Genomic DNA, 19,622 nt, shown 5'->3' with positions numbered 1-19,622 from the left:
ATGTTTATCCATTTATTTATCGTTAGGCTATTGTGAATTAATGAGCAATTTTACCCATCAAGAACCCAATGTATTATCGGTGCAAGGCCTTCATTGGCAGGTTAATACACGATCCATTTTATCTAATATTCATTTTAACCTTACAGCGGGAGAAGTCTTAGGCATAATCGGGCCTAATGGCGCGGGAAAGTCGAGCCTGTTGCGTTGTCTATATCGTTATTTGAAACCGACTTCAGGTCATATTGAATTATTTAATCAGAATATTTTGTCGTTATCGTCAAAGGTATTTGCTAGAAAAGTGGCTGTGGTATTACAAGATACGCCTCAGCATTTTGATATGACGACCCGTCAATTAGTGGCATTAGGGTTAACACCCCATAAGGGGGTATTTGATTCTCATAGGGCAACTGATGATGTCACTATTAATAGTGCATTAGTGAAAGTGGGGTTGCTGGATAAAGCATCCCAAGTGTTTGAATCTTTATCTGGAGGGGAAAAACAACGGGCGTTGATTGCGAGAGCGATAGTACAAGATCCTCAATTATTGATTTTAGATGAACCGACCAATCATCTTGATATTCGTTATCAAATTCAAACGCTGGAGTTATTACGCTCATTGAATATCAGTGTGATTATCTCTATTCATGATTTAAATTTAGCCAGTGCACTCTGTGATTCGTTATTATTATTGGAAAAGGGACAAGTCGTTGTTCATGGGACACCTGAGCAAGTATTAACAGAAGCGACGATATCTAATGTATTTGACGTGTGCTGTGAAGTTCATTCTCATCCACAGCATGGGAAACCACTCATTTGTTATTTTTATGGATATGATAATGACGATTCTTGTGAACATGATAAGGAAAATAATCCGCTAAATGTTATTACTTAGCCAATATTTCAAACGTATTTTGCGTTTTTCTGGGATCCCTTTAGGATTACTGTTTGTTATTTTTTCTCTGCTATGTGCAGCCAGTTTTGGTGCCGCAGACATTCGTTATACCGATGTTATTCATAGTTTAAATGTCCATTTGTTTGGTATCAATGAGCCTGTAGGGTTAAAAGATCGTATTATCATCGAGTTGAGATTACCTCGAGTGTTGTTGGCATTGATTGCGGGAGCAGGCCTTTCTATTGCTGGTAGCGTATTGCAAACGGTGACACGTAACCCTTTGGCTGATCCCTATTTGTTTGGCATTTCATCTGGTGCCTCTTTTGGGGCCGTTGTAGTACTGACATTATTAGGTCAAGGTGTATTGTCTCACTATGGACTAACTTGGATAGGGTTGCCAATCGGTGCGTTAATAGGGGCGGGCTTATCGGTATTTATTGTATTGAGCATGTGCGGTAACGATGTCGGACGGCAAGTCGAGCGTATGCTACTTTCTGGGGTTGCCGTGTCTTTTATGTTTGGTGCTTTGAGCAGTTTAATGCTGTATTTTTCTTCTCCTCAAGCGGCTGCTTCGGTACTTTTTTGGAGTTTAGGGAGTTTTGCTAAGGCCACATGGTCAGGACTCATGTTACCTGCTTTAGTTGTGGTATGTTGTACTGCCATTATATTGTTGTTCCAACGCTCTATTATCGCCATGAAAATGGGGGATGAAACGGCGCATACTTTAGGTATTAATGTTTCGTTATTAAGGCTTGGTATGCTAATCCTGTGTTCGGTGATTACGGCAACCTTGGTTGCTTCTTGCGGCGGGATTGGGTTTGTGGGGCTCATGATCCCACATATCATACGCTTATTATTTCCAGGGCAGTTGTCTTTGATATTAACGGGGGCACTTGGCGGGATTTTTATGATTTGGGTTGATGTAGTGGCAAGAACATTATTGAGTTATCAAGAGTTACCTGTAGGGATTATTACCGCCGTTATTGGCAGTATCTTTTTCTTGTTTATATTGAAAAGTCGTCAGCAAGAAGGGTAAATGTCAGTGTGATTGATTATTGATAAATGAGAGTATTTATGTTTGATATACCACCTGTTAGCCATGCTAGTGATAAGGACATTCAACGCAAAATAGATACGAAAACCAAGCCACCTTCAGCGTTAGGTCTGTTAGAGTTGTTAGCAATGCAGATAGCAAGAGTGCTTGGCAAAGATAATCCTATTATTGTTAAACCTCAGATGTTGGTTTTTGCGGCTGATCATGGTGTGAGTCAAGAAGGTATCTCTATTGCATCAAATGAAGTGACACAACAAATGGTGATGAACTTTATTAGTGGAGGTGCCGCCATTAATGTGTTTTGTCATCAGGTGGGTTTTGCCCTTGAAGTGATTGATTGTGGCATATTGTCGCCACTGGCGTCATGGCCAAGTTTAGTCCAGCAACGTCTAGGTGAAGGGACTCAGCCATTTCATCGAACAAAAGCAATGAGTATTGAGACCGTTTTTAAAGGGTTTGAATTGGCAAGCCAACGGGTTGAATTCCATTATCAGCAAGGCTGTAACCTGATTGCATTTGGGGAAATGGGTATAGGTAATACAGCGTCATCGTCAGCGATTATGGCCAGTGTGTTAAAGATGACAGCTAAGGAATGTGTTGGCCGAGGAACGGGGATTGATGATGAAAAATTTGCGCGAAAAATCCAAATTGTTGAACAGGGATTAGCGCTACACAAAAAAGATCTAACGGATATTTATCATGTTTTGGCATGTGTTGGTGGCTTTGAAATCGTACAAATGACAGGTGCCATATTAGCGGCAGCTCAACGAAAAATGTTGGTAGTTGTTGATGGGTTTATTGCAACTGTTGCTGCATTATCAGCTATTCAAATTAATGAAAATGCAAGAGATTATATGATTTTTGCACATCAATCTCACGAGCAAGGGCATAAAAGGTTATTGGATCACTTAGGGGCGAAACCTTTATTAAATCTTGATATGAGATTGGGAGAAGGATCGGGTGCTGCATTGGCTTTGCCGCTTATTCAAGCCGCGAGCAATTTCTATAACCAAATGGCAAGTCTAACGGATTTAGGGATCAAAATAGATTGAGTTTTAGTTTTAGTTTTAGTTTATCAACTTGAAATGGTTTTTAGTTATAACAATAATGAGAAAGCGATGAATTCCTGCAAAAAACAGTTGTGCTTATTTTTTATTGCAATGGGCTTTTTAACACGTTTACCTATTCCCGCGTGGATTGACATTGATACGGATAGATTAAATCAAGCGAGTCGATATTTTGGTTTGATCGGCTTAATTGTCGGGGGAGTCTGTGCCAGTGTTTTTGCTATAACGGCTTTTTGGTTACCGGTCTCGATTGCGATAGTACTGTCTATGATAACGAGTGTTGTGATCACGGGGGGATTTCATGAAGATGGCTTGGCCGATACCGCAGATGGATTTGGTGGGGCATGGAGTGCTGCTGAGAAGCTGAATATTATGAAGGATTCTCGTTTAGGCAGTTATGGCGCGCTAGCATTAGTCTTTGCGTTGTTGTTTAAATGGCAATTATTGACAGAAATTGCTTTGTTTGATCCAAATCGCGTTATGCTTGCTTTCATTATTGCTCATTGTTTAAGCCGAGTATTGGCGGCCAGTCTTATTTTTAGTGAAAAATACGTACGTAATGATAATGACAGTAAAGTGAAGCCATTGGCACAATTTCAAAGTTTCAATGAGTTATTGATTTTGTTATTGACAGCAGTGCTTGCCTTATTATTTCTTAACTTGTGGCAAGCATTGGTTTTAGTGTTAGCTTTGCTTATGGTACGAATATTATTAGTGGCTTTTTTTCGAGGTCAAATCGGTGGATACACGGGAGACACTTTAGGTGCTGCTCAGCAAGTGAGTGAGTTGACTTGTTATTTTGTTTTACTCATTTTTGGTATGCCCTTTTGATCCATTTCATATTGGGTGGCGCTCGTAGTGGGAAAAGTCGTTTTGCAGAATCCATCGTTGCAGATTTTAGCCAGAAAGGGTTAGATTGCACTTATATTGCGACAGCGCAGGCATTAGATGATGAGATGACGCAGCGGATAAATCATCATCAAACTATACGTAATAAAAGTGACTTGAACTGGCAAACGATTGAGTGTCCATTGAGGCTGAGTGAGTGTTTGATGGATCAAATGTCATCGAATACTGTCATATTGGTCGATTGTTTAACCTTGTGGCTATCTAATCAGTTATTGAATAATGAAGAAAATTGGTCACAAACAAAAGCAGACTTTTTAGACTTATTATCTCAAGCGAAAGGTGAGTTAGTGTTAGTGAGTAATGAAGTGGGCCTGGGTGTGGTGCCGATGGGAGAGATAAGTCGACGTTTTATTGATGAAGCTGGATGGTTACATCAAGATATTGCCCAACTTGTTGAACGGGTGACCTTGGTCACGGCAGGATTACCGCAACGGCTTAAAGGCTAGGGCTAATTTTATGTTAACACTAATAATTAGCTGTTATTGTAGCGGCTATTGGCATGCAATGATTTCAATTGACAGAGATGTATCGTGAACAAAACGGATAACGCTGGATCGGCAAAAATGTTAATGGTGCAAGGGACGACATCTGATGCAGGCAAAAGCACCTTAGTGGCAGGGTTATGTCGGGTTTTGTCGCGAAAAGGGCAAAAAGTAGCGCCTTTTAAACCACAGAATATGGCTTTGAATAGTGCGGTTACCTGTGATGGTGGTGAAATTGGACGTGCGCAAGCTTTGCAAGCCTATGCCTGTGGGCTTGAGCCTCACACTGATTTTAATCCTATTTTATTAAAACCCAATTCAAATACTTGTGCGCAAGTGATTGTACAAGGTAAAGCCTTGATGGCATTAGAAGCACAAGCTTTTTTTGGTCCAAATAGTCAAGGTTATAAAGCATTGGCCATGGAGGCTGTTCTCGATTCTTTTGCTCGGTTAACAGCGCAATATGAATGGGTGGTCATTGAGGGGGCCGGCAGTCCAGCTGAAATTAATTTGCGTGAGGGTGATATTGCCAATATGGGTTTTGCTGAAGCGGTTGACTGCCCTGTTATTATTATTGCTGATATCGATAAGGGCGGAGTGTTTGCTCATTTAGTGGGAACATTAGCCTTATTGAGTGAGAGTGAGCAAGCTAGAGTGAAAGGGTTTGTTATTAATCGGTTTCGCGGTGATATTAGCTTATTGCAATCAGGTATTGACTGGTTAGAAGCATATACAAAAAAGCCAGTGTTGGGGGTGTTACCTTATTTGCAGGATTTACACCTTGAAGCAGAAGATGCCTTGATTGACTCACCAAAGAAAGAAACTGCAAGGTTTAAGGTTGTCGTGTTAGTGTATCCAAGGATTAGTAATCATACCGATTTCGACCCACTACGATTACACCCTCATATAGAATTTTGTTATGTTTCTATCCAAACACCAGTTGATGTGTCTTCATTTCCTCAAGCTGATTTAATTATTTTACCGGGCAGTAAGAGTGTACGAGATGATTTAGCCTGCTTACAAACTCAAGGGTGGGATCGTTATATTCAGCAACATTTACGCTATGGTGGTAAAGTACTTGGGATCTGTGGTGGTTACCAAATGTTGGGACGGCATATTCGCGATCCTAATGGTGTAGAGGGGACTAAAGGCGAGAGCTTAGGCTTGAACTTGCTGCCAATAGAGACGCAATTAACAGACACTAAAACGTTAACTCAAATTATTGGACATATTGAGTTAAATGGTCAACAAGCGGAACTTGAAGGATATGAAATTCACTGTGGTAATACGCAATTAATCAGCCAAGGCATACAGCCTGTTTCTTTTAATGAAAAAAAGAAAGGGGTTGCTCAAGTTGATGACCATACTGCAGATGTTAAGCCGATTAAAGAGGGGTTGTTATCTCATGATAATCAAATTTTAGGTACTTATGTGCATGGACTTTTTGATAGCCCAAAGGCAGGAAAACTCGTGCTTGAGTGGGCTGGCATGACTGATGTCGCGTCCATCGATGTGGATGAAATTAAAGCCCAGCAGCTTGAACGTTTAGCCGATGTGTTAGAAACACATCTCGATTTATCGACGATAGTGACACTTTAATTTAGTTTGTGAAAATAATAAGGACACTGATGAAAAATCATCCAGAGGTAACCCCAGCGCAAAGTGATAAGCAACGGGATGAAATAAAAGCGGAGCGTCATAAAGCGAGGCAACAAAAAGTCAAAGCCAGTGTTGATGCTAAAATTGCTAAAGCGCAAAAAGAGCAAGGGATTTTGTTGGTTTTAACGGGGAATGGTAAAGGGAAATCGACCTCGGGTTTTGGCACTGTTGCTCGCTGTGTGGGCCATGGTAAAAAGGCTGCTGTGGTGCAGTTCATCAAAGGGAATTGGGCGTGCGGTGAACGAACTTTACTTGAGGGAGCTGGGGTTGAATTTCATGTCATGGGAACGGGCTTTACGTGGGAAACTCAGGATAAAGAGAAAGACACCCAAGCTGCAGTGGAAGCTTGGCAGGCCGCAGAAATGCTATTGAGCGATCCCACTATTGATTTAGTCATGTTGGATGAATTGACGTATATGCTGAGTTACCATTACTTAGATGTCGATCGAGTGATTAAGGCCTTACAAAATCGTCCTCCTATGCAGCATGTGATTGTGACGGGAAGGGCGTGTCATCGCCAAATTATAGAACTGGCCGATACTGTGAGTGAGGTTCAACCCATTAAACATGCTTTTGAGGCGGGTGTTAAGGCGCAACCTGGGTTTGATTATTAGTGATGAACTGCACTAAAAAAGAAATGAGCATATTAATGTATTTTTTTGGGTTGTTGAGTATGCTCGCCGTCTTGTCCATCAACCTAGCCGTGGCGTCATTGATAACGCCATTAGAAAAGTTGCCTGCGAAGCGCATTGTGGCTTTATCGCCCCATGCCGTTGAGATGTTGTTTGCTATTGGTGCGGGAAAGTTGATAGTAGGCACATCAGACAGCAGTGATTATCCTGAAGCGGCGAAAGCCATTCCTAGAGTGGGTGGTTATTATGGATTTCAGATAGAGAAAATCATTGAGCTTAACCCCGATCTTATTGTGACTTGGCAAGGGGAGAGTAACCAAGAGGGGCTAGCACGCTTGCGTGAACTTGGGTTTCATTTGGTCAATAGCGATCCTAAAACCCTTCTTGATGTGGCTGATGATTTAGAACGGTTAGGGGCATTGACAGGCCATGAATTACAAGCAAATAAACGTGCTGCCGATTATCGACAAGCGCTGAGTCAAATAAAGCAACAAAATTCAGCTAAAAAAGACATCAAAGTTTTTTATCAATTGTGGTCTACTCCGCTAATGACGGTAGCTAAAAATAGTTGGATCCAACAAATTATTACCGTGTGTCATGGAAAGAACATCTTTTATGATGCAAAAAATGAATATCCACAAGTGAGTGAAGAATCGGTACTACTCAAAGCACCAGAGGTGATTTTACAAAGCCAAGATGAAGGCAATGTGCTTGGTGTTGATTGGTCTCGATGGCCAGAAATCCCAGCGGTAAAACATCATCATATTTATCAATTAAATGCTGATTTATTACACCGCCCTTCACCACGTACGCTATTAGGTATTAAAGCCTTATGTGATACTTTGGATGATGCAAGGCTAATTAATGAGTGAATCATTGAATATATTGTTAACGGATAAATAAGTTTATTTCTGGTTTGTCCACTTATTGAAAGAAAATAATATTAATTATATCTAATATAAATATCAGTAGGTGATCTTAGTCATTTACTGATATTGAATAATATACGGTTTATTTTGTATGTTATTTATTCTACACCATTGTTTTACGATAAAGATTAATATGAATCATAGTGCTAAAAACATTTTAAATGAATGGATTTCTCGTTTAAATAAGGATAATAATACTCAGTTAGAATTTGAAGGTGATGTGTGCTTTATTCCTTTTGATGAAACGTTAATGTCGCTAAAAGTATTCTCCAATTCACCTGATTTTTATATTAATACTTGTGTGGCACCTTTGCCTGATAGTGATTACCTTAAATTAAAAGTGATGCAAGAATGTTTGAAAATAAATCAAAATCAAATTGAAACCTTAGGAGCCGCCTTAGCTATTGATGATGATTTAAGTGTCATCATGTTAAGTTTTCTTGATGATATCAATGCATATAATGTAGACAGCTTCAATAAGATTATTGAAGCTTTTTATTTTACGGCTTTACGCTTGAGGAACAGAATTAATTTTAATGATGATAAATTAGACTCGAATGATAATTCTATTCACTTAATTTAACGAGCTTTTTGTTAGTACCTCTACTGTTATAAATTTAGGAAATGTTGTGCCTGCTTTTTCAAATATTAAAAATATTTTTCGTTCAAATACTGTTCAAGATAATACGATTAAACCATTAGATAGCGATACTCTTTCTTGGTTTGATAATACAAATCATATACAAAACACGTTTAAAAAAAATGCTAAATGGTCGCTGATCCGTAGTCTTTGCACACCGAAGGGAATTGGGCGTTCGATGAGGGCGATAATTCCTTGCCCTATGGTAAAAAAAGCAATCAGTGCGTGTACTGTTAAAGTCTGTGATATGAAGCGGGCTTCCCATGATGGGATCTTGCCATCCCCAAAATTTGTCAGTATTCCAATGGGGGGGTGGGAAAAGCTGAGCCCTAAGCCCCAAATAGGTGATAAAGCACTTGCAAAAGACTATTTACGCTATGCAGCGGCGATGGATTATGTTGGAAAACCAAAAAATTATCAGGCTGTTAGTAGTAGCCGAGCATTGAGTAGTGATGTCATTGATCAAAGCTCTCAAGGTTGGCAGTATAAGGCGGTTAATCAATTAAACTTAAGTCGTTCTCCTATTATTAGTCGTTTTTTTTCCGCTTTACCTGAAGCGGTGAGAAATGGATTGGATGATAGTGGGACTTTTAAAGACAAAAGAACTGGAAACGTTATTTCACTTCTGTTTGATGAAAAAAGAAATGAGTTAGTTGTTTGTCATGGAGGAACAGCTTGTGGATTTGATGGGGCAAATGGAAAGAAACTATTACAAAGCCAAGTTATTGGTAATATGAGCAATTGGTGCGGCGCAATTCCTCCCAGTGTGGAGCAAGCGATAGCGTTTGGCAAAGTCGTTAAGCACACTGTTGAGAAGATGAATAAAGGTTTACTCGAAAAGAGTCATTTGAAAATGACACATGTCGGTCACTCTCGTGGAGGATTAATGGCTCAGGCGTCTGCATTAGCGAATGAGTGTAAAGGCGTGTGCTCTAACGCTGAGCCTATGGGGGCTGGAGTGCAACGGTTAGTTGGAATGGCTTATAATCAAATTAAGCCTCAAGGTACCGAAGTCATACAATTTAATCATCGTCATGATAGTTTATCAACACACAGCTATATGAAAGGTTTTGGGCAAGGAGTGATTAAGCATACATTAGGTTGGAATGTGCCTTTGAATGCTGGCGAGACATTTCGTATGGCGGGTCGCGGGGGCTTTGATAAACTGGATATTCGTGCCCATGAATGTCCGTATGCACAGATGTTATATGCAGCGACACATGAGTACAAAGAAATAGAAACCAAAGACACACAATGGGAAATCGATCGTGTGATGAAAGGGTCTGTATCATACATATAGTGGATGGAAGCGTTAAACAGTATTTAACCTGAACTCGGGATAAGCTGCGCTGTTAAATGTCGCTGTTTGGGATCTTATCGATGTTGAGCTTTCTACTCATCGCGGGCTTTTAGGCAAGACTCTGTGCCTTGATATTGACAAAATATCGGTATTTAGCAAACAGTAAAATAAATAAACCTCTTATTTAAGCTGTTTATTTTAATTGAAATTTAATTTATGCGTCGCACCCATTATGCTACGTTCAGGCTATTTACAGAAAATAGAAGAGCCATTGGCTCTTCTATTTTTTTATGATCATCGAGTGCCATACACCACAATGGTTTTTCCGTGAGCTTGGATGAGGTTTTGCTCTTCCAACATTTTTAAAATACGTCCCACAGTTTCTCGAGAGCAGCCAACAATTTGACCAATTTCTTGGCGAGTAATTTTTATTTGCATACCATCGGGATGGGTCATTGCATCGGGTTGTTTGGCTAAGTGCAACAAAGTCTGTGCGATGCGCCCGGCAACGTCCAAGAACGCTAAGTCTCCCACTTTTTGACTGGTACTGTGTAAACGGTAAGCCATTTGAGCGGATAGTTTCATGAGTATTTCTGGGTTGACTTGAATGAGTTGCTTAAATTTCTTATAGGATATTTCAGCAATTTCACAGGCCTGTTTGGCTCTTACCCATGCAGTGCGTTCCGCTTGATCTTCAAATAACCCCAGCTCGCCAATAAAATCTCCTTGGTTTAAATAAGAGAGGATCATTTCCTTGCCTTCTTCGTCTTTAATCAAGACGGCGACAGAGCCTTTGACAATATAGTAAAGGGTGTCTGAACTCTCTCCAGCATGGATTAATGTGCTCTTGGATGGATACTTGTGAAGGTGACAGTGTGATAAAAACCATTCCAAAGTTGGATCGGGTTTCGGCTTTCCAATCAGAGCCATGCCTAAATTCCTCGGCTTAACATTAAATGATAAAAACATGTTATTCCCTCATCATACGTCAATTACTCGAGTAAAACATTGATTAAGATCAAAATTTTATCTGCTTTTCGTTTGACAGAACAATGACAAGGAAAGATTGACTTATTCTAGCAAATTTTAGGGCGTTGTGGGTATGCAAGCTTAAGGCGTGTTTCTTTAGTGATGAGTTTTATTTTTAAATTAATGGATATTTGTATTGAGAAATAACCCAAAAGGATGAGTTGATGTTGAAAATGCAGTCATATGGCTAGGGTAGGTTTCATACTTGGGATTGATTTTTATTGTTTTGTCTCACGTTAACCTTTGTAAGGCAAGTAAAGTGGAATTGCTCTTGCTTTAGGGAATGTTTTAGGGAAGTGAATTCACTACAAAGACTAACCATGACTCAAAGAGATTAAGATGATGAAAAAATATGACTTTAATAAAATGTACATTCGAGAAGTTATTTTTATTTTGATTTGCTTCACTATGGTAGGCACAGCGTTTGCGATGTCTGAAAAAAATATTGTTAACAGTGACGGGGAAGTGGTTGGTCACATTCATTTTCCAACGGACAGTGGGCAGTCTGCTGATGGTGTGTCTTTGAGCCTGTATGATTACACTGAAGCTAACATTCTTACTGTGGATTGGGAATTGGATCCTGACACCCTGAATTTAATGACTTTCTCTTTACAGGCAGTGACAGGCACTTACCCTTGTAGTACTGCTGTGGGTCCTTGTTCATACACAAAATTGAAATTGACAGACTCCACGGTGGAGCGTAGCAACGGACAATGCGGTGCTCCCGCTACGACGACAGTACATGAGGATGGCACTGTATCCATGTCAACGAGCTCTTGCATGATGGGAATGACGGCTCCAGAAACGTTGACTTATGTTGAGGCGTTGGCGAGTTACACTTGTGTTGGATTTAAAACACCCGCAGACGGAAAACATCATAAGGTGATGAAGATGAATAAACATGGCGTATTACCTTTACGTGCAAAACTTGAAGATAATGAGGGTCATGAATTGGGCTCAGATGAGGTGTCGGCATCGCCTGTAGTGCAAGTGATGTATACCCCTTCAGTGAGTGATGTGCTTCAAGCGGAAGCGGTTGATGTCAGTGCGGAGGTTATGGGTGTCGGACAAGCGAATAAAGCCAAAAAAGATAAACAGTCAATGCAGCCATCAGTCGGTAATTCCTTTGTTTTTAAGGGCCACAAATGGGCATTTAATTTAAACACTACTCAGTATAGTGCTCCGGGTCTCTATACTGTGAGCTTAGTCTCTGGTAACAGCGATGAATACGCAGTTACTACGCCTTGCGAGACCGCTTTTGTTGTTGAATAAGCTGGCAATAACAAGTGGCATTGATAAGAATGCCATAGATAAGCTAACAGGGCGGGCTTTGTCGAGATAAGATAAACCAGTGATAACCTTTGTTATCACTGGCTCTTAGGTATTTAAAATAGGTGTTATTCACTAAAGGCACTCGATATTTGTTAAATCCCCGTTATTATTTACTCGATAACGTGAAAATCGGTTTAAGATGCGCTGTCGTTACACTTGAGTTTAGCCTGAATACACCCGTGTTAATGAGCCTTATTACTGGTTGATAAATAGACTCCCCCAATTACTGATGATTTAGCTATAATTAAAGTATTAAAACATAATTATAACTTAAGGTATTGAAATATATAATTAAGTTCCTTATTTTGGCGAGTGTAATCAATGTCCATATTGTCAATGCTCTCATATCAGAAAGTGGGGAAAAGCTGTTTCAACACAAAGGTATCGATGTAATTCATGCTTAAAAACATTCAATAATAAGACTAAAACTTCTTTCGCTCGCCTTCACAAACCTCACCTTTGGGAACAATATTTACATTGTATGTCGCTAAACTTATCTTTACGAGAAGCCGCAAAAGTGTGCAACATTAACCTTAAAACGGCTTTTTTATGGCGACATAGATTTATGGAAACAGCAAAAAATAACGACGTAATTAGCAAACCAAATATTTAAATCTAATCCTACCAGTGATAACGCCTGTTTATCACTGGTAGGGTTTTAACACAGGAATAGCTTTAATTATTTCACCTCACAATCAGCCTGAGATAAGACATAGATTTTATGCGACGCATTACGGGAAAAATACGCCTCATTTTTACACTCTTGGTAACCCAATTCTTTGACTTTTTCTCTAGTCATGGAGTCTAACACTAAGCCTATAACACCACCGATAATGGAAAATAACAGTAAAAAAGTGCCTATCGGCAGAGGAATAATTTTCTTAGTTATCAACCTATACAACAAACAAATAAATAAAAATAATAAAAATCCAGATAAAATCCAAGATGATATATTATTCAATAGTCCTGCAAAGCGAACTCTTTTTAAATCTCCTAATTGATTATATAAATCAATAGAATCTAAAGAACTTTTTACTGTAAATGCAAAAAGAACTAAACATATAAATAAGCTTATGATCATCTTTAAGTATGTGACTAATTTATTTTCCCTCATCAATTAACCCTTCAATTTGATTTAACATCTTATCGGTATACTGGTATTCATTCTCAAGTGCTGACACACCGTCACCAATATAAAAACAAGCAACAGCAAAAAGAAACACTTGTCCAACAACAGGAATGGTTAATCCCATGAAAGCAGCAAGTGTACTGATAGCAACAACGGATCCCTGAGCAGCTAAACCAGTTACCACCCCTTTAGCCACATCCGCAGAAAAACGTTTAACCACTTCTCTTAATGTCACCTCGTCATTCATCATGTAATCGGCTGCGTTCACCGCACCACTAAAGGCTATTTCAACAATGATATTTGACTTTAAAAACTGAACGTTGCCTTTTAAAGTATTTAAAGCGAGTCCCATCTTAAGCATTTGCGGGGTACTTCTTTGCCAACGTGTTCCTAAGTCTAAATACTTTGGTTTATAATTTTCGATGACAATATGCTCGACCCCATTAATCATTACAGCTCTGGCCGTCGCACCATAAGAATTAAGCGTCTTACCAAGAGAGTGAGCCGATTTTAAGCCCATCGCTAGCCCTGTGTAATTTTTACCTTCTGACATGTTGTCATAAGCACTATTTTGTTGCAGATTTTCAAGATATTCCTCTGCCTCTTCCAGCGTCAATAAGGCCAGTGAAACCGTCTCTTGATTAGAAAAATCCCATTCAATGTCATAGCGCTCTCTTGTGGTGAAATCCTCCGCTGGCCAGTGCATATTATTGGGATTCATCTTAACCCCAGTCTGACTTTTAGCTGCCACTGCAGTGCTGGCCGCTGTTAGACTAGCAGCAGACAACGCTGCCGCTGCTTTTTCGGCCTCCGCTGCGGCCTTCCCTTTAGCTAGTATCCTTTCAACATGAGCAGCATGCCTGGCATCATTCTCAGGATCAGGTTTGCTGTTCTCGTTCGCCTCCATCAACCTTTCTCTTTGCTGTTTTAGTACTCGCTCTTTGGGGCTTAATTGACACGGCGGATTAGGCGCTGGCTTAGCCCTTTGTGTCGGATTACAGAAATAACATTTACAACCCATTACAATCCCTTGTTTTCTTGGTTTTCATATTGGTGCGAAAAAAAGAAACAGCAATACAGCTAACACTTTGCTAATTCAAGGATTATTTATTGGTAATGATAAAAATGAGGGCTGTGTCTCAAAGTTGAGAAGCTAATTTCAGAAATGGAAAGCAGTGATAAGGCCAGTTATCACTGGTAGGCTTTTATTGTGCAAAAGCCATCATAAACCTGTCTATTTCTTTTTGTACTACCTAATGCATATCAACTGCTTACTTTAGCAATTAACGATTTTACAACAATGAGTTGTGAGTGTACCCTAGCGGCATAAAATAAAGCAGTTTAGAAGGTTATCCTGCTGCTATTGAATAAGCTGTTAGCCATCAAGGAGCTGTTGGTGCCAAAAGAACTATATATATTAGGATTACTATTTTCTTGTGTTGCCCTCATTATTTCAGCTTTTACTGCATGGGCGACATTTTTTAATAAAGGGAAGTTATTAATGACTCGCCCTGTATTGATATTTTTCGGACCCGATATATCACCGTTGAAAAGCAATAGAAATAAAGTATATTTGCGAACGTTGTTATATAGTTCGGCAAAACGAGGGAATGTTATTGAGAGTTTGTATCTTTCCCTGCAAAGAAATGAGACTAAGCAAAATTTTAATGTTTGGGCATATGGCGAACGCGGATCTCTAAAAGTAGGGAGTGGCTTATATGTTCCAGAGGAAGGTGTAACTTTTGATCATCATTTTGTACTTCCAGAAGATGGTGGGAGTTTTGAATTTATGCAGGGTGAATATAAATTGTGTGTTTTTGCCAAACTTGTGAATAAAAAGTCACCCCAGAAACTATCAGAGATAGAGTTAGTGATTTCTGAAAACCAAGCTGAAGAATTATCAAAAGATAATTCAGGTATTTTCTTTAATTGGGGGCCAGAAAAGCAGTCTTACCATTCATATATTGATAAAAGACCTACCCATATTTAATGTAAAAGGGATAACGAATAAGGATATGCCGCGCGCAGCCGCGATCTTATCCCAAGTGTTGTAACCAGTGATAAAACGAGCCTTATCACTGGTAGCGCGAATATGCGTATATTTCAAATATGGTTTAGCCTTAAAATGACAAGAATAATATGCATAAGGTGATACCGTTGAGAATTTCGAAGATTATATTAATACTAGTATTAAGTTTTTCTCCCTTTATTCATGCAGAAAAAACAATTTCAATCTCTAATGGGTTCGTTAGTGGCAATACCTTCATAGCATTAGATACTGTAGGTAAAAATATTTATTCCCAAGGTGTTATTGATGGAATGCTCATTGCTCCAATGTATGGTGCGCCTAAGCTTAATTTAGCTGTGTTGGAACAATGTACTAAAGGAATGACGGGGAAACAATTAGTCGCAATTTTCAATAAGTATCTAAAATCTAATCCCGAAATTTGGCATGAAAGTATGCATACAATTATATATCGAGCTATGTTTGAAGCGTGTAATAGTTATGCAAACTGAGGATTTCTCTATGGATCAAGCTAAGATTAAGGGGCAAATAGAATTGTTAGTTCAGATAGTACGTTGTATATGTTTAAAGAGAGAACTTTCTAAGCTCAATGCAACTAAAAAACTAAATTTCTGGCGTGTAATTCAAAGTAGTTTATTTGATCAGGCTGTTTTGGGGTGGACTAAAGTCTTTGGCTCAAATGCTGAGCCTTCCCATTGGAAAGGAGTTGTCGAAGATCACAATAAATTTCAAATTGAATTATTGACTGTTCTTGGTATTGATGAGGAAAAATGGTCGGGTTATTGGGAAGAAATGAAAATTTACAGAAATGAAGCAGTAGCACATGATTTTGATGATACGAACATAACTCACCACCCCACATTTGATATAGCATTAAATTCATGTCATTTCTATTATGGGCACCTTATAAAGAACCTAAGAGACTTAGGTTCTACTCAGTTCCCAGATAGCCTTAAAGAGTATAGTGACGATTTTACAGAGCAAATTAGATCAATAGCAGAGATAGCAGTAAATGCCACAAAAGATATAGAAGAGAGAGAACGAAAAAAATACTAGTAAAAATTCGAGGTGAAAAACAACATTGAAATTAAGTTCATGCTTTAACAAACTTAATCACTGGAAAAGGCTCGCGGTAGTACTAACCGGAATTTATTTTCTGGGTGCTTTGGTATGGGGGCTGAATATCTATATTGGTTTCAATAACCCTAGTCCGTCCAATGTTAAGAGAACATATTTATTTGTTATTTTTACCCCATTTGATGAAACCGAAGTTGCTAGCTATAAAAAGTGGAAATATGAGCAGTGCTCAAATGATGGTATGTTGCTAAATGATAAAAGGTTAGATAATGAAGGTTGCAAAGGTCTCGTAGAGTTAGACTTGGGACAAATGGCTCATAAATCACCTAATTATATTGGCTTTTTAATTTTATTAATTTTAGCCCCAATGCTTTTTTGGTTATTTGTATGGCTACTGATAAAAATTGTAAAATGGGTTCTGGCTGGAAAATCTAATGCATAATAAGGCCATTAAACTTGCCCCTACGGTCGCTGGAGGTAGTATAGGAAAAAGCGTCATTACACTCCAAAGTGTTTTTTGAAGGGATTTACAGGTGGTGGTGAAAACTCTTCACCATTTTGAGCTATACCAAAAAATAATGAGATTCCATTCCCGACCAGCCACAATGATGTAAGTGTTGAACAAGCCGCTAATTTTCACCATTTCCGCCCCTATTGAACATAATAATGAAAGTGCGAAATGCGACTTTAGGCTTCGAAGAAAAAGAGCGATAAACGTCTTAAAATGAGCAGTTATCTTAGCAAAATTAGTGAAAAAATCACATGCTAATAAGTGGTGAGTTTCACCACTATGAGGTTAAGGCCAATGGAGTCATGAGTGGGTCATTTTAGGGCTTTTTGATGGCATGTTTGGTTTAACTTTTCTATTTTCTATTCTCTATTCTCTATTCTCTATTCTCTATTCTCTATTCTCTATTCTCTATTCTGTTCGATTTTTCGTTCTTTGTGATTGGTTGTTTGTGATTTTCTTGCTTGATATTGCGGGATAAAATCGATTTAATGGCATGAGGTTAGCGTTTTGATGACGTATAAAGAAGAGGCTGAAATGAAACATCGATTGTGGGCGAGAAAAGGCTGGATTGTCATGGCCGGATTATTGAGTGTGATGTCGATAAAGAGTATGGCATTTTCTATTCCTCAATCGTCTCAAGCAATAGAAGCCAGTAAAATCGCTTATTTGCAGCTTAATGCCAGCTTAGGTAAACCTAAAGCGCAGTACTTATTGGGGATCATGTATTTAACGGGAAAATATGTGGATCAAAATACCCCTCAAGCTATTCATGCGATTACGGCTGCAGCAGAGGGGGGTGACGAGAAAGCGCAGAAAACATTGGCTGATTTGTATTATGACGGACAATTTATTCCAAAGGATTTTGCTCAAGCTGCGCACTGGTATACGGTATTAGTGAATAATGAGCGCAATGACGATCGCAAGTGGGCCAGCTTTCGATTAGGCTTTATTTATGCGGCTGGTGGCCTAGGTGTGCCCAGAAATTGTGGCAAAGCTTTATCTCAGTTTGAGTTGGTGGGAGATAAGGTCTCACTTGGAAATGTTGCCTGGATTTTAGCAACTTGTCCTGAAGCGCAATATCGAGACGGTCATAAAGCGGAGAACATTATAAAGTCTTTATTGGCAGAGAATAAAAATAATCCGGTTTATTTAGATAACTTGGCAGCGGCCTATGCCGAACAAGGTGATTTTAGGGCGGCTATTGATGCACAGAAAAAAGCCATAAAGGTGATAGATAAGGTGGCTGAAGAAGCGGATTTCAAGGCGTATGTGAAGCGACTTGCTTTGTATAAGCAGCACAAGCCCTTTAGAGAGCATTCAAATAGCCTTTCAATGTGATGTGAGTTTATTTTGTTGGTTTGACTGTGGCGAGTTCAAGCCGATACTCGGCAAACCCTATGTTGTTGGTGGCTATTTTGGTCATTTTTATCTGTTGATGTTGAATGATAAAACGGTCAGCTTTTGGGCTGTTTTGAGTTTCAAAACGAATATCTAATGGGATGTGTGTGTTAATGGTTTTCAAATGCCAATTATAAGTCGGTGCCGCAGAGACCTGTCCCCATTTTGCGGTTTGCTCTGTGATGTAATTGGCTAACACATCTCTACTGCTATCGGGTGAGACGTATATGACATTTTCTTTTCTTGTGCCGGCAAATTTACCCCCAAATGCACGATAGCTATTGGTTGCAACGATAAAATTCATTTGTTTAAACAGTGGCTTTATTTAATCTTAACTCGGAATGATGATTGTTATATTGAGTTATCTATATATTTAAAATTAATGGTTTAATTTACTTTGTTGTTTTTACTTATTTCACTTTTTTCCGACATTTTTGCCGAATTTTTTGTCGATATCAAGGCGAGTTTTCATACTTAATAACCCGCTATTAGTAGAAAGCATAACACAGCTAGGGGGCAAAATAGCGATATCTGACGGCGCTGCTTATTCCGAGCTCAGCTGCTTTACTCTTCTGAGCGAAGTTGGATACGTTTGTCCATTAACTCTTTGACTAACGGTGTTAAAATGAGCTCCATGGCGAGGGACATTTTTCCACCTGGCACCACTAAGGTATTGGTACGAGACATGAAAGAGCCTTGGATCATATTGAGATAATAAGGATAATCCACATTTTGAATATCATGGAAGCAAATTACCACAAAGCTTTCATCGAGACTGGGTATGGTGGTGGCACTAAAAGGATTAGATGTATCTATGGTAGGGACACGTTGAAAATTGATATGTGTGCGTGAAAATTGAGGAGTAATATGATTAATATAATCATCCATACTACGCACAATGGAGCCCATGACTTTTTCTCGTGTATGGCCTCTATCGGATGTATCGCGAATAATTTTTTGGATCCACTCTAAGTTAACAATAGGCACCATGCCAATGAGTAAATCTACATGTTGGGCGACATTACATTCATCGGTGATCACTCCTCCGTGCAGGCCTTCATAATAAAGCATGTCAGTATTATCCGGTAGCGGACGCCATTGGGTGAATGTGCCCGGCATTTGATTAAAGGGAACGGCTTCATCAAAGGTATGCAAGTAAGAGCGGCTTTCTCCTTGGCCGGTTTGCCCATAATCATGAAAACATTGCTCGAGTCGAATAAAGTCATTGGCCTCTGCACCAAAATAACTAATATTGCGATTTTCGGTTTTCAATTTACGGATAGTCACTTCCATTTCAGCTCGAGTGTAATGGTGGAAGCTGTCACCTTCAATGGTGACGGCGTTAATCCCAAGTTGCCTAAAAATTTCTGTAAAGGCGGTGGTGGTTGTGGTTGTGCCGGCGCCTGAGGAGCCAGTGACTGCAATAATGGGATGTTTTGCTGACATGTTGATTACCTAACTATATGGAGTGTTGTCCACACTTCATTAATCATGCGCTGAAAAAAGATAGTGCTAAGCGCGTTAAAAAGTGAATGGGTAAAGGTACCTGTATCGAC

General features: G+C 39.3%; 21 protein-coding genes and 1 pseudogene. 17 read left to right on the top strand and 5 right to left on the bottom strand.

The features are described from left to right. Positions 1-40: 40 nt before the first annotated feature. The 10 genes from Q0976_RS04230 to Q0976_RS04185 all read left to right on the top strand — a co-directional run bounded on the left by Q0976_RS04230 (position 41) and on the right by Q0976_RS04185 (position 9,564). On the top strand, positions 41-892 hold the full coding sequence (locus tag Q0976_RS04230) for an ABC transporter ATP-binding protein (protein ID WP_299491309.1): 852 nt from the start codon (positions 41-43) through the stop codon (positions 890-892). Beyond that, the gene (locus Q0976_RS04225) at positions 879-1,928 is read left to right on the top strand and encodes an iron ABC transporter permease (protein ID WP_299491306.1); all 1,050 of its coding nucleotides are present in this window, start codon (positions 879-881) and stop codon (positions 1,926-1,928) included. Before Q0976_RS04230 ends, Q0976_RS04225 begins: the two co-directional genes overlap by 14 nt. A 38-nt stretch (positions 1,929-1,966) precedes the next feature. Beyond that, a complete protein-coding gene (gene cobT, locus Q0976_RS04220) occupies positions 1,967-2,998 on the top strand; it encodes a nicotinate-nucleotide--dimethylbenzimidazole phosphoribosyltransferase (protein ID WP_299491304.1) in 1,032 nt (343 codons plus the stop codon). Positions 2,999-3,064: 66 nt separating this feature from the next. Then, complete coding sequence (locus Q0976_RS04215) at positions 3,065-3,844, top strand: adenosylcobinamide-GDP ribazoletransferase (protein ID WP_299491302.1); 780 nt, start codon at positions 3,065-3,067, stop codon at positions 3,842-3,844. Further along, positions 3,841-4,368 (top strand): bifunctional adenosylcobinamide kinase/adenosylcobinamide-phosphate guanylyltransferase, encoded by a 528-nt coding sequence (cobU, locus tag Q0976_RS04210; RefSeq protein WP_299491300.1) that lies wholly within the window; start codon positions 3,841-3,843, stop codon positions 4,366-4,368. The genes Q0976_RS04215 and cobU overlap by 4 nt, the downstream gene beginning before the upstream one ends. A 117-nt stretch (positions 4,369-4,485) precedes the next feature. Next, positions 4,486-6,003, top strand: coding sequence for a cobyric acid synthase (locus tag Q0976_RS04205; RefSeq protein WP_299491480.1), 1,518 nt, complete (start codon positions 4,486-4,488; stop codon positions 6,001-6,003). Between the two features lie 29 nt (positions 6,004-6,032). Further along, positions 6,033-6,677, top strand: coding sequence for a cob(I)yrinic acid a,c-diamide adenosyltransferase (gene cobO / locus Q0976_RS04200; protein WP_299491298.1), 645 nt, complete (start codon positions 6,033-6,035; stop codon positions 6,675-6,677). 35 nt (positions 6,678-6,712) lie between these two features. Next, positions 6,713-7,567, top strand: coding sequence for a cobalamin-binding protein (locus Q0976_RS04195; protein ID WP_299491296.1), 855 nt, complete (start codon positions 6,713-6,715; stop codon positions 7,565-7,567). Positions 7,568-7,757: 190 nt separating this feature from the next. Then, positions 7,758-8,207 carry a hypothetical protein gene (locus tag Q0976_RS04190; RefSeq protein ID WP_299491294.1) on the top strand — a complete coding sequence of 150 codons (450 nt, stop codon included), beginning with the start codon at positions 7,758-7,760 and terminating at the stop codon, positions 8,205-8,207. Positions 8,208-8,253: 46 nt separating this feature from the next. Then, positions 8,254-9,564, top strand: a complete 1,311-nt coding sequence (locus Q0976_RS04185; RefSeq protein ID WP_299491292.1) for a hypothetical protein — start codon at positions 8,254-8,256, stop codon at positions 9,562-9,564. Positions 9,565-9,858: 294 nt separating this feature from the next. Here Q0976_RS04185 and crp read toward each other — a convergent pair whose 3' ends face one another. Continuing rightward, positions 9,859-10,494, bottom strand: a complete 636-nt coding sequence (crp, locus tag Q0976_RS04180; RefSeq protein ID WP_299491477.1) for a cAMP-activated global transcriptional regulator CRP — start codon at positions 10,492-10,494, stop codon at positions 9,859-9,861. Positions 10,495-10,932: 438 nt separating this feature from the next. Here crp and Q0976_RS04175 point away from each other — a divergent pair, with 438 nt between their 5' ends. Both Q0976_RS04175 and Q0976_RS04170 read left to right on the top strand, forming a co-directional pair. Then, positions 10,933-11,865 (top strand): hypothetical protein, encoded by a 933-nt coding sequence (locus Q0976_RS04175; protein ID WP_299491290.1) that lies wholly within the window; start codon positions 10,933-10,935, stop codon positions 11,863-11,865. Between the two features lie 379 nt (positions 11,866-12,244). Next, a pseudogene (locus tag Q0976_RS04170) lies at positions 12,245-12,523 on the top strand (IS1595 family transposase); the annotation flags it as partial. Between the two features lie 81 nt (positions 12,524-12,604). On the opposite strand, the gene Q0976_RS04165 reads toward Q0976_RS04170, so the two are convergent. Beyond that, on the bottom strand, positions 12,605-13,039 hold the full coding sequence (locus tag Q0976_RS04165) for a hypothetical protein (RefSeq protein WP_299491288.1): 435 nt from the start codon (positions 13,037-13,039) through the stop codon (positions 12,605-12,607). Beyond that, positions 13,026-14,075, bottom strand: coding sequence for a hypothetical protein (locus Q0976_RS04160; protein WP_299491286.1), 1,050 nt, complete (start codon positions 14,073-14,075; stop codon positions 13,026-13,028). The genes Q0976_RS04165 and Q0976_RS04160 overlap by 14 nt, the downstream gene beginning before the upstream one ends. A 375-nt stretch (positions 14,076-14,450) precedes the next feature. Between Q0976_RS04160 and Q0976_RS04155 the strand changes: the two genes are divergently transcribed. The 5 genes from Q0976_RS04155 (at position 14,451) to Q0976_RS04135 (ending at position 18,006) form a co-directional block, all read left to right on the top strand. Beyond that, complete coding sequence (locus tag Q0976_RS04155) at positions 14,451-15,044, top strand: hypothetical protein (protein WP_299491284.1); 594 nt, start codon at positions 14,451-14,453, stop codon at positions 15,042-15,044. 167 nt (positions 15,045-15,211) lie between these two features. Next, entirely contained in the window at positions 15,212-15,571 is a 360-nt protein-coding gene (locus Q0976_RS04150) for a Rap1a/Tai family immunity protein (protein WP_299491282.1), read from the top strand. A 10-nt stretch (positions 15,572-15,581) separates the two neighbouring features. Further along, a complete protein-coding gene (locus tag Q0976_RS04145) occupies positions 15,582-16,136 on the top strand; it encodes a hypothetical protein (protein ID WP_299491281.1) in 555 nt (184 codons plus the stop codon). 25 nt (positions 16,137-16,161) lie between these two features. Then, positions 16,162-16,599 carry a hypothetical protein gene (locus Q0976_RS04140; protein WP_299491278.1) on the top strand — a complete coding sequence of 146 codons (438 nt, stop codon included), beginning with the start codon at positions 16,162-16,164 and terminating at the stop codon, positions 16,597-16,599. A gap of 603 nt (positions 16,600-17,202) precedes the next feature. Next, positions 17,203-18,006, top strand: a complete 804-nt coding sequence (locus Q0976_RS04135; protein WP_299491475.1) for a tetratricopeptide repeat protein — start codon at positions 17,203-17,205, stop codon at positions 18,004-18,006. Between the two features lie 7 nt (positions 18,007-18,013). Here the strand turns inward: Q0976_RS04135 and Q0976_RS04130 are convergent, their stop codons facing one another. Next, positions 18,014-18,370: a hypothetical protein gene (locus Q0976_RS04130; RefSeq protein WP_299491276.1), complete on the bottom strand. Its 357-nt coding sequence runs from the start codon at positions 18,368-18,370 to the stop codon at positions 18,014-18,016. A 260-nt stretch (positions 18,371-18,630) separates the two neighbouring features. Further along, complete coding sequence (locus Q0976_RS04125; RefSeq protein WP_299491274.1) at positions 18,631-19,512, bottom strand: phosphoribulokinase; 882 nt, start codon at positions 19,510-19,512, stop codon at positions 18,631-18,633. Positions 19,513-19,622 lie beyond the last annotated feature (110 nt).

This window comes from uncultured Shewanella sp. (genome assembly GCF_947501665.1).
GTDB lineage: Bacteria > Pseudomonadota > Gammaproteobacteria > Enterobacterales > Shewanellaceae > Shewanella.
Note: the sequence above shows the minus strand (reverse complement) of the source record. Positions and strands in the feature narration are given on the sequence as shown.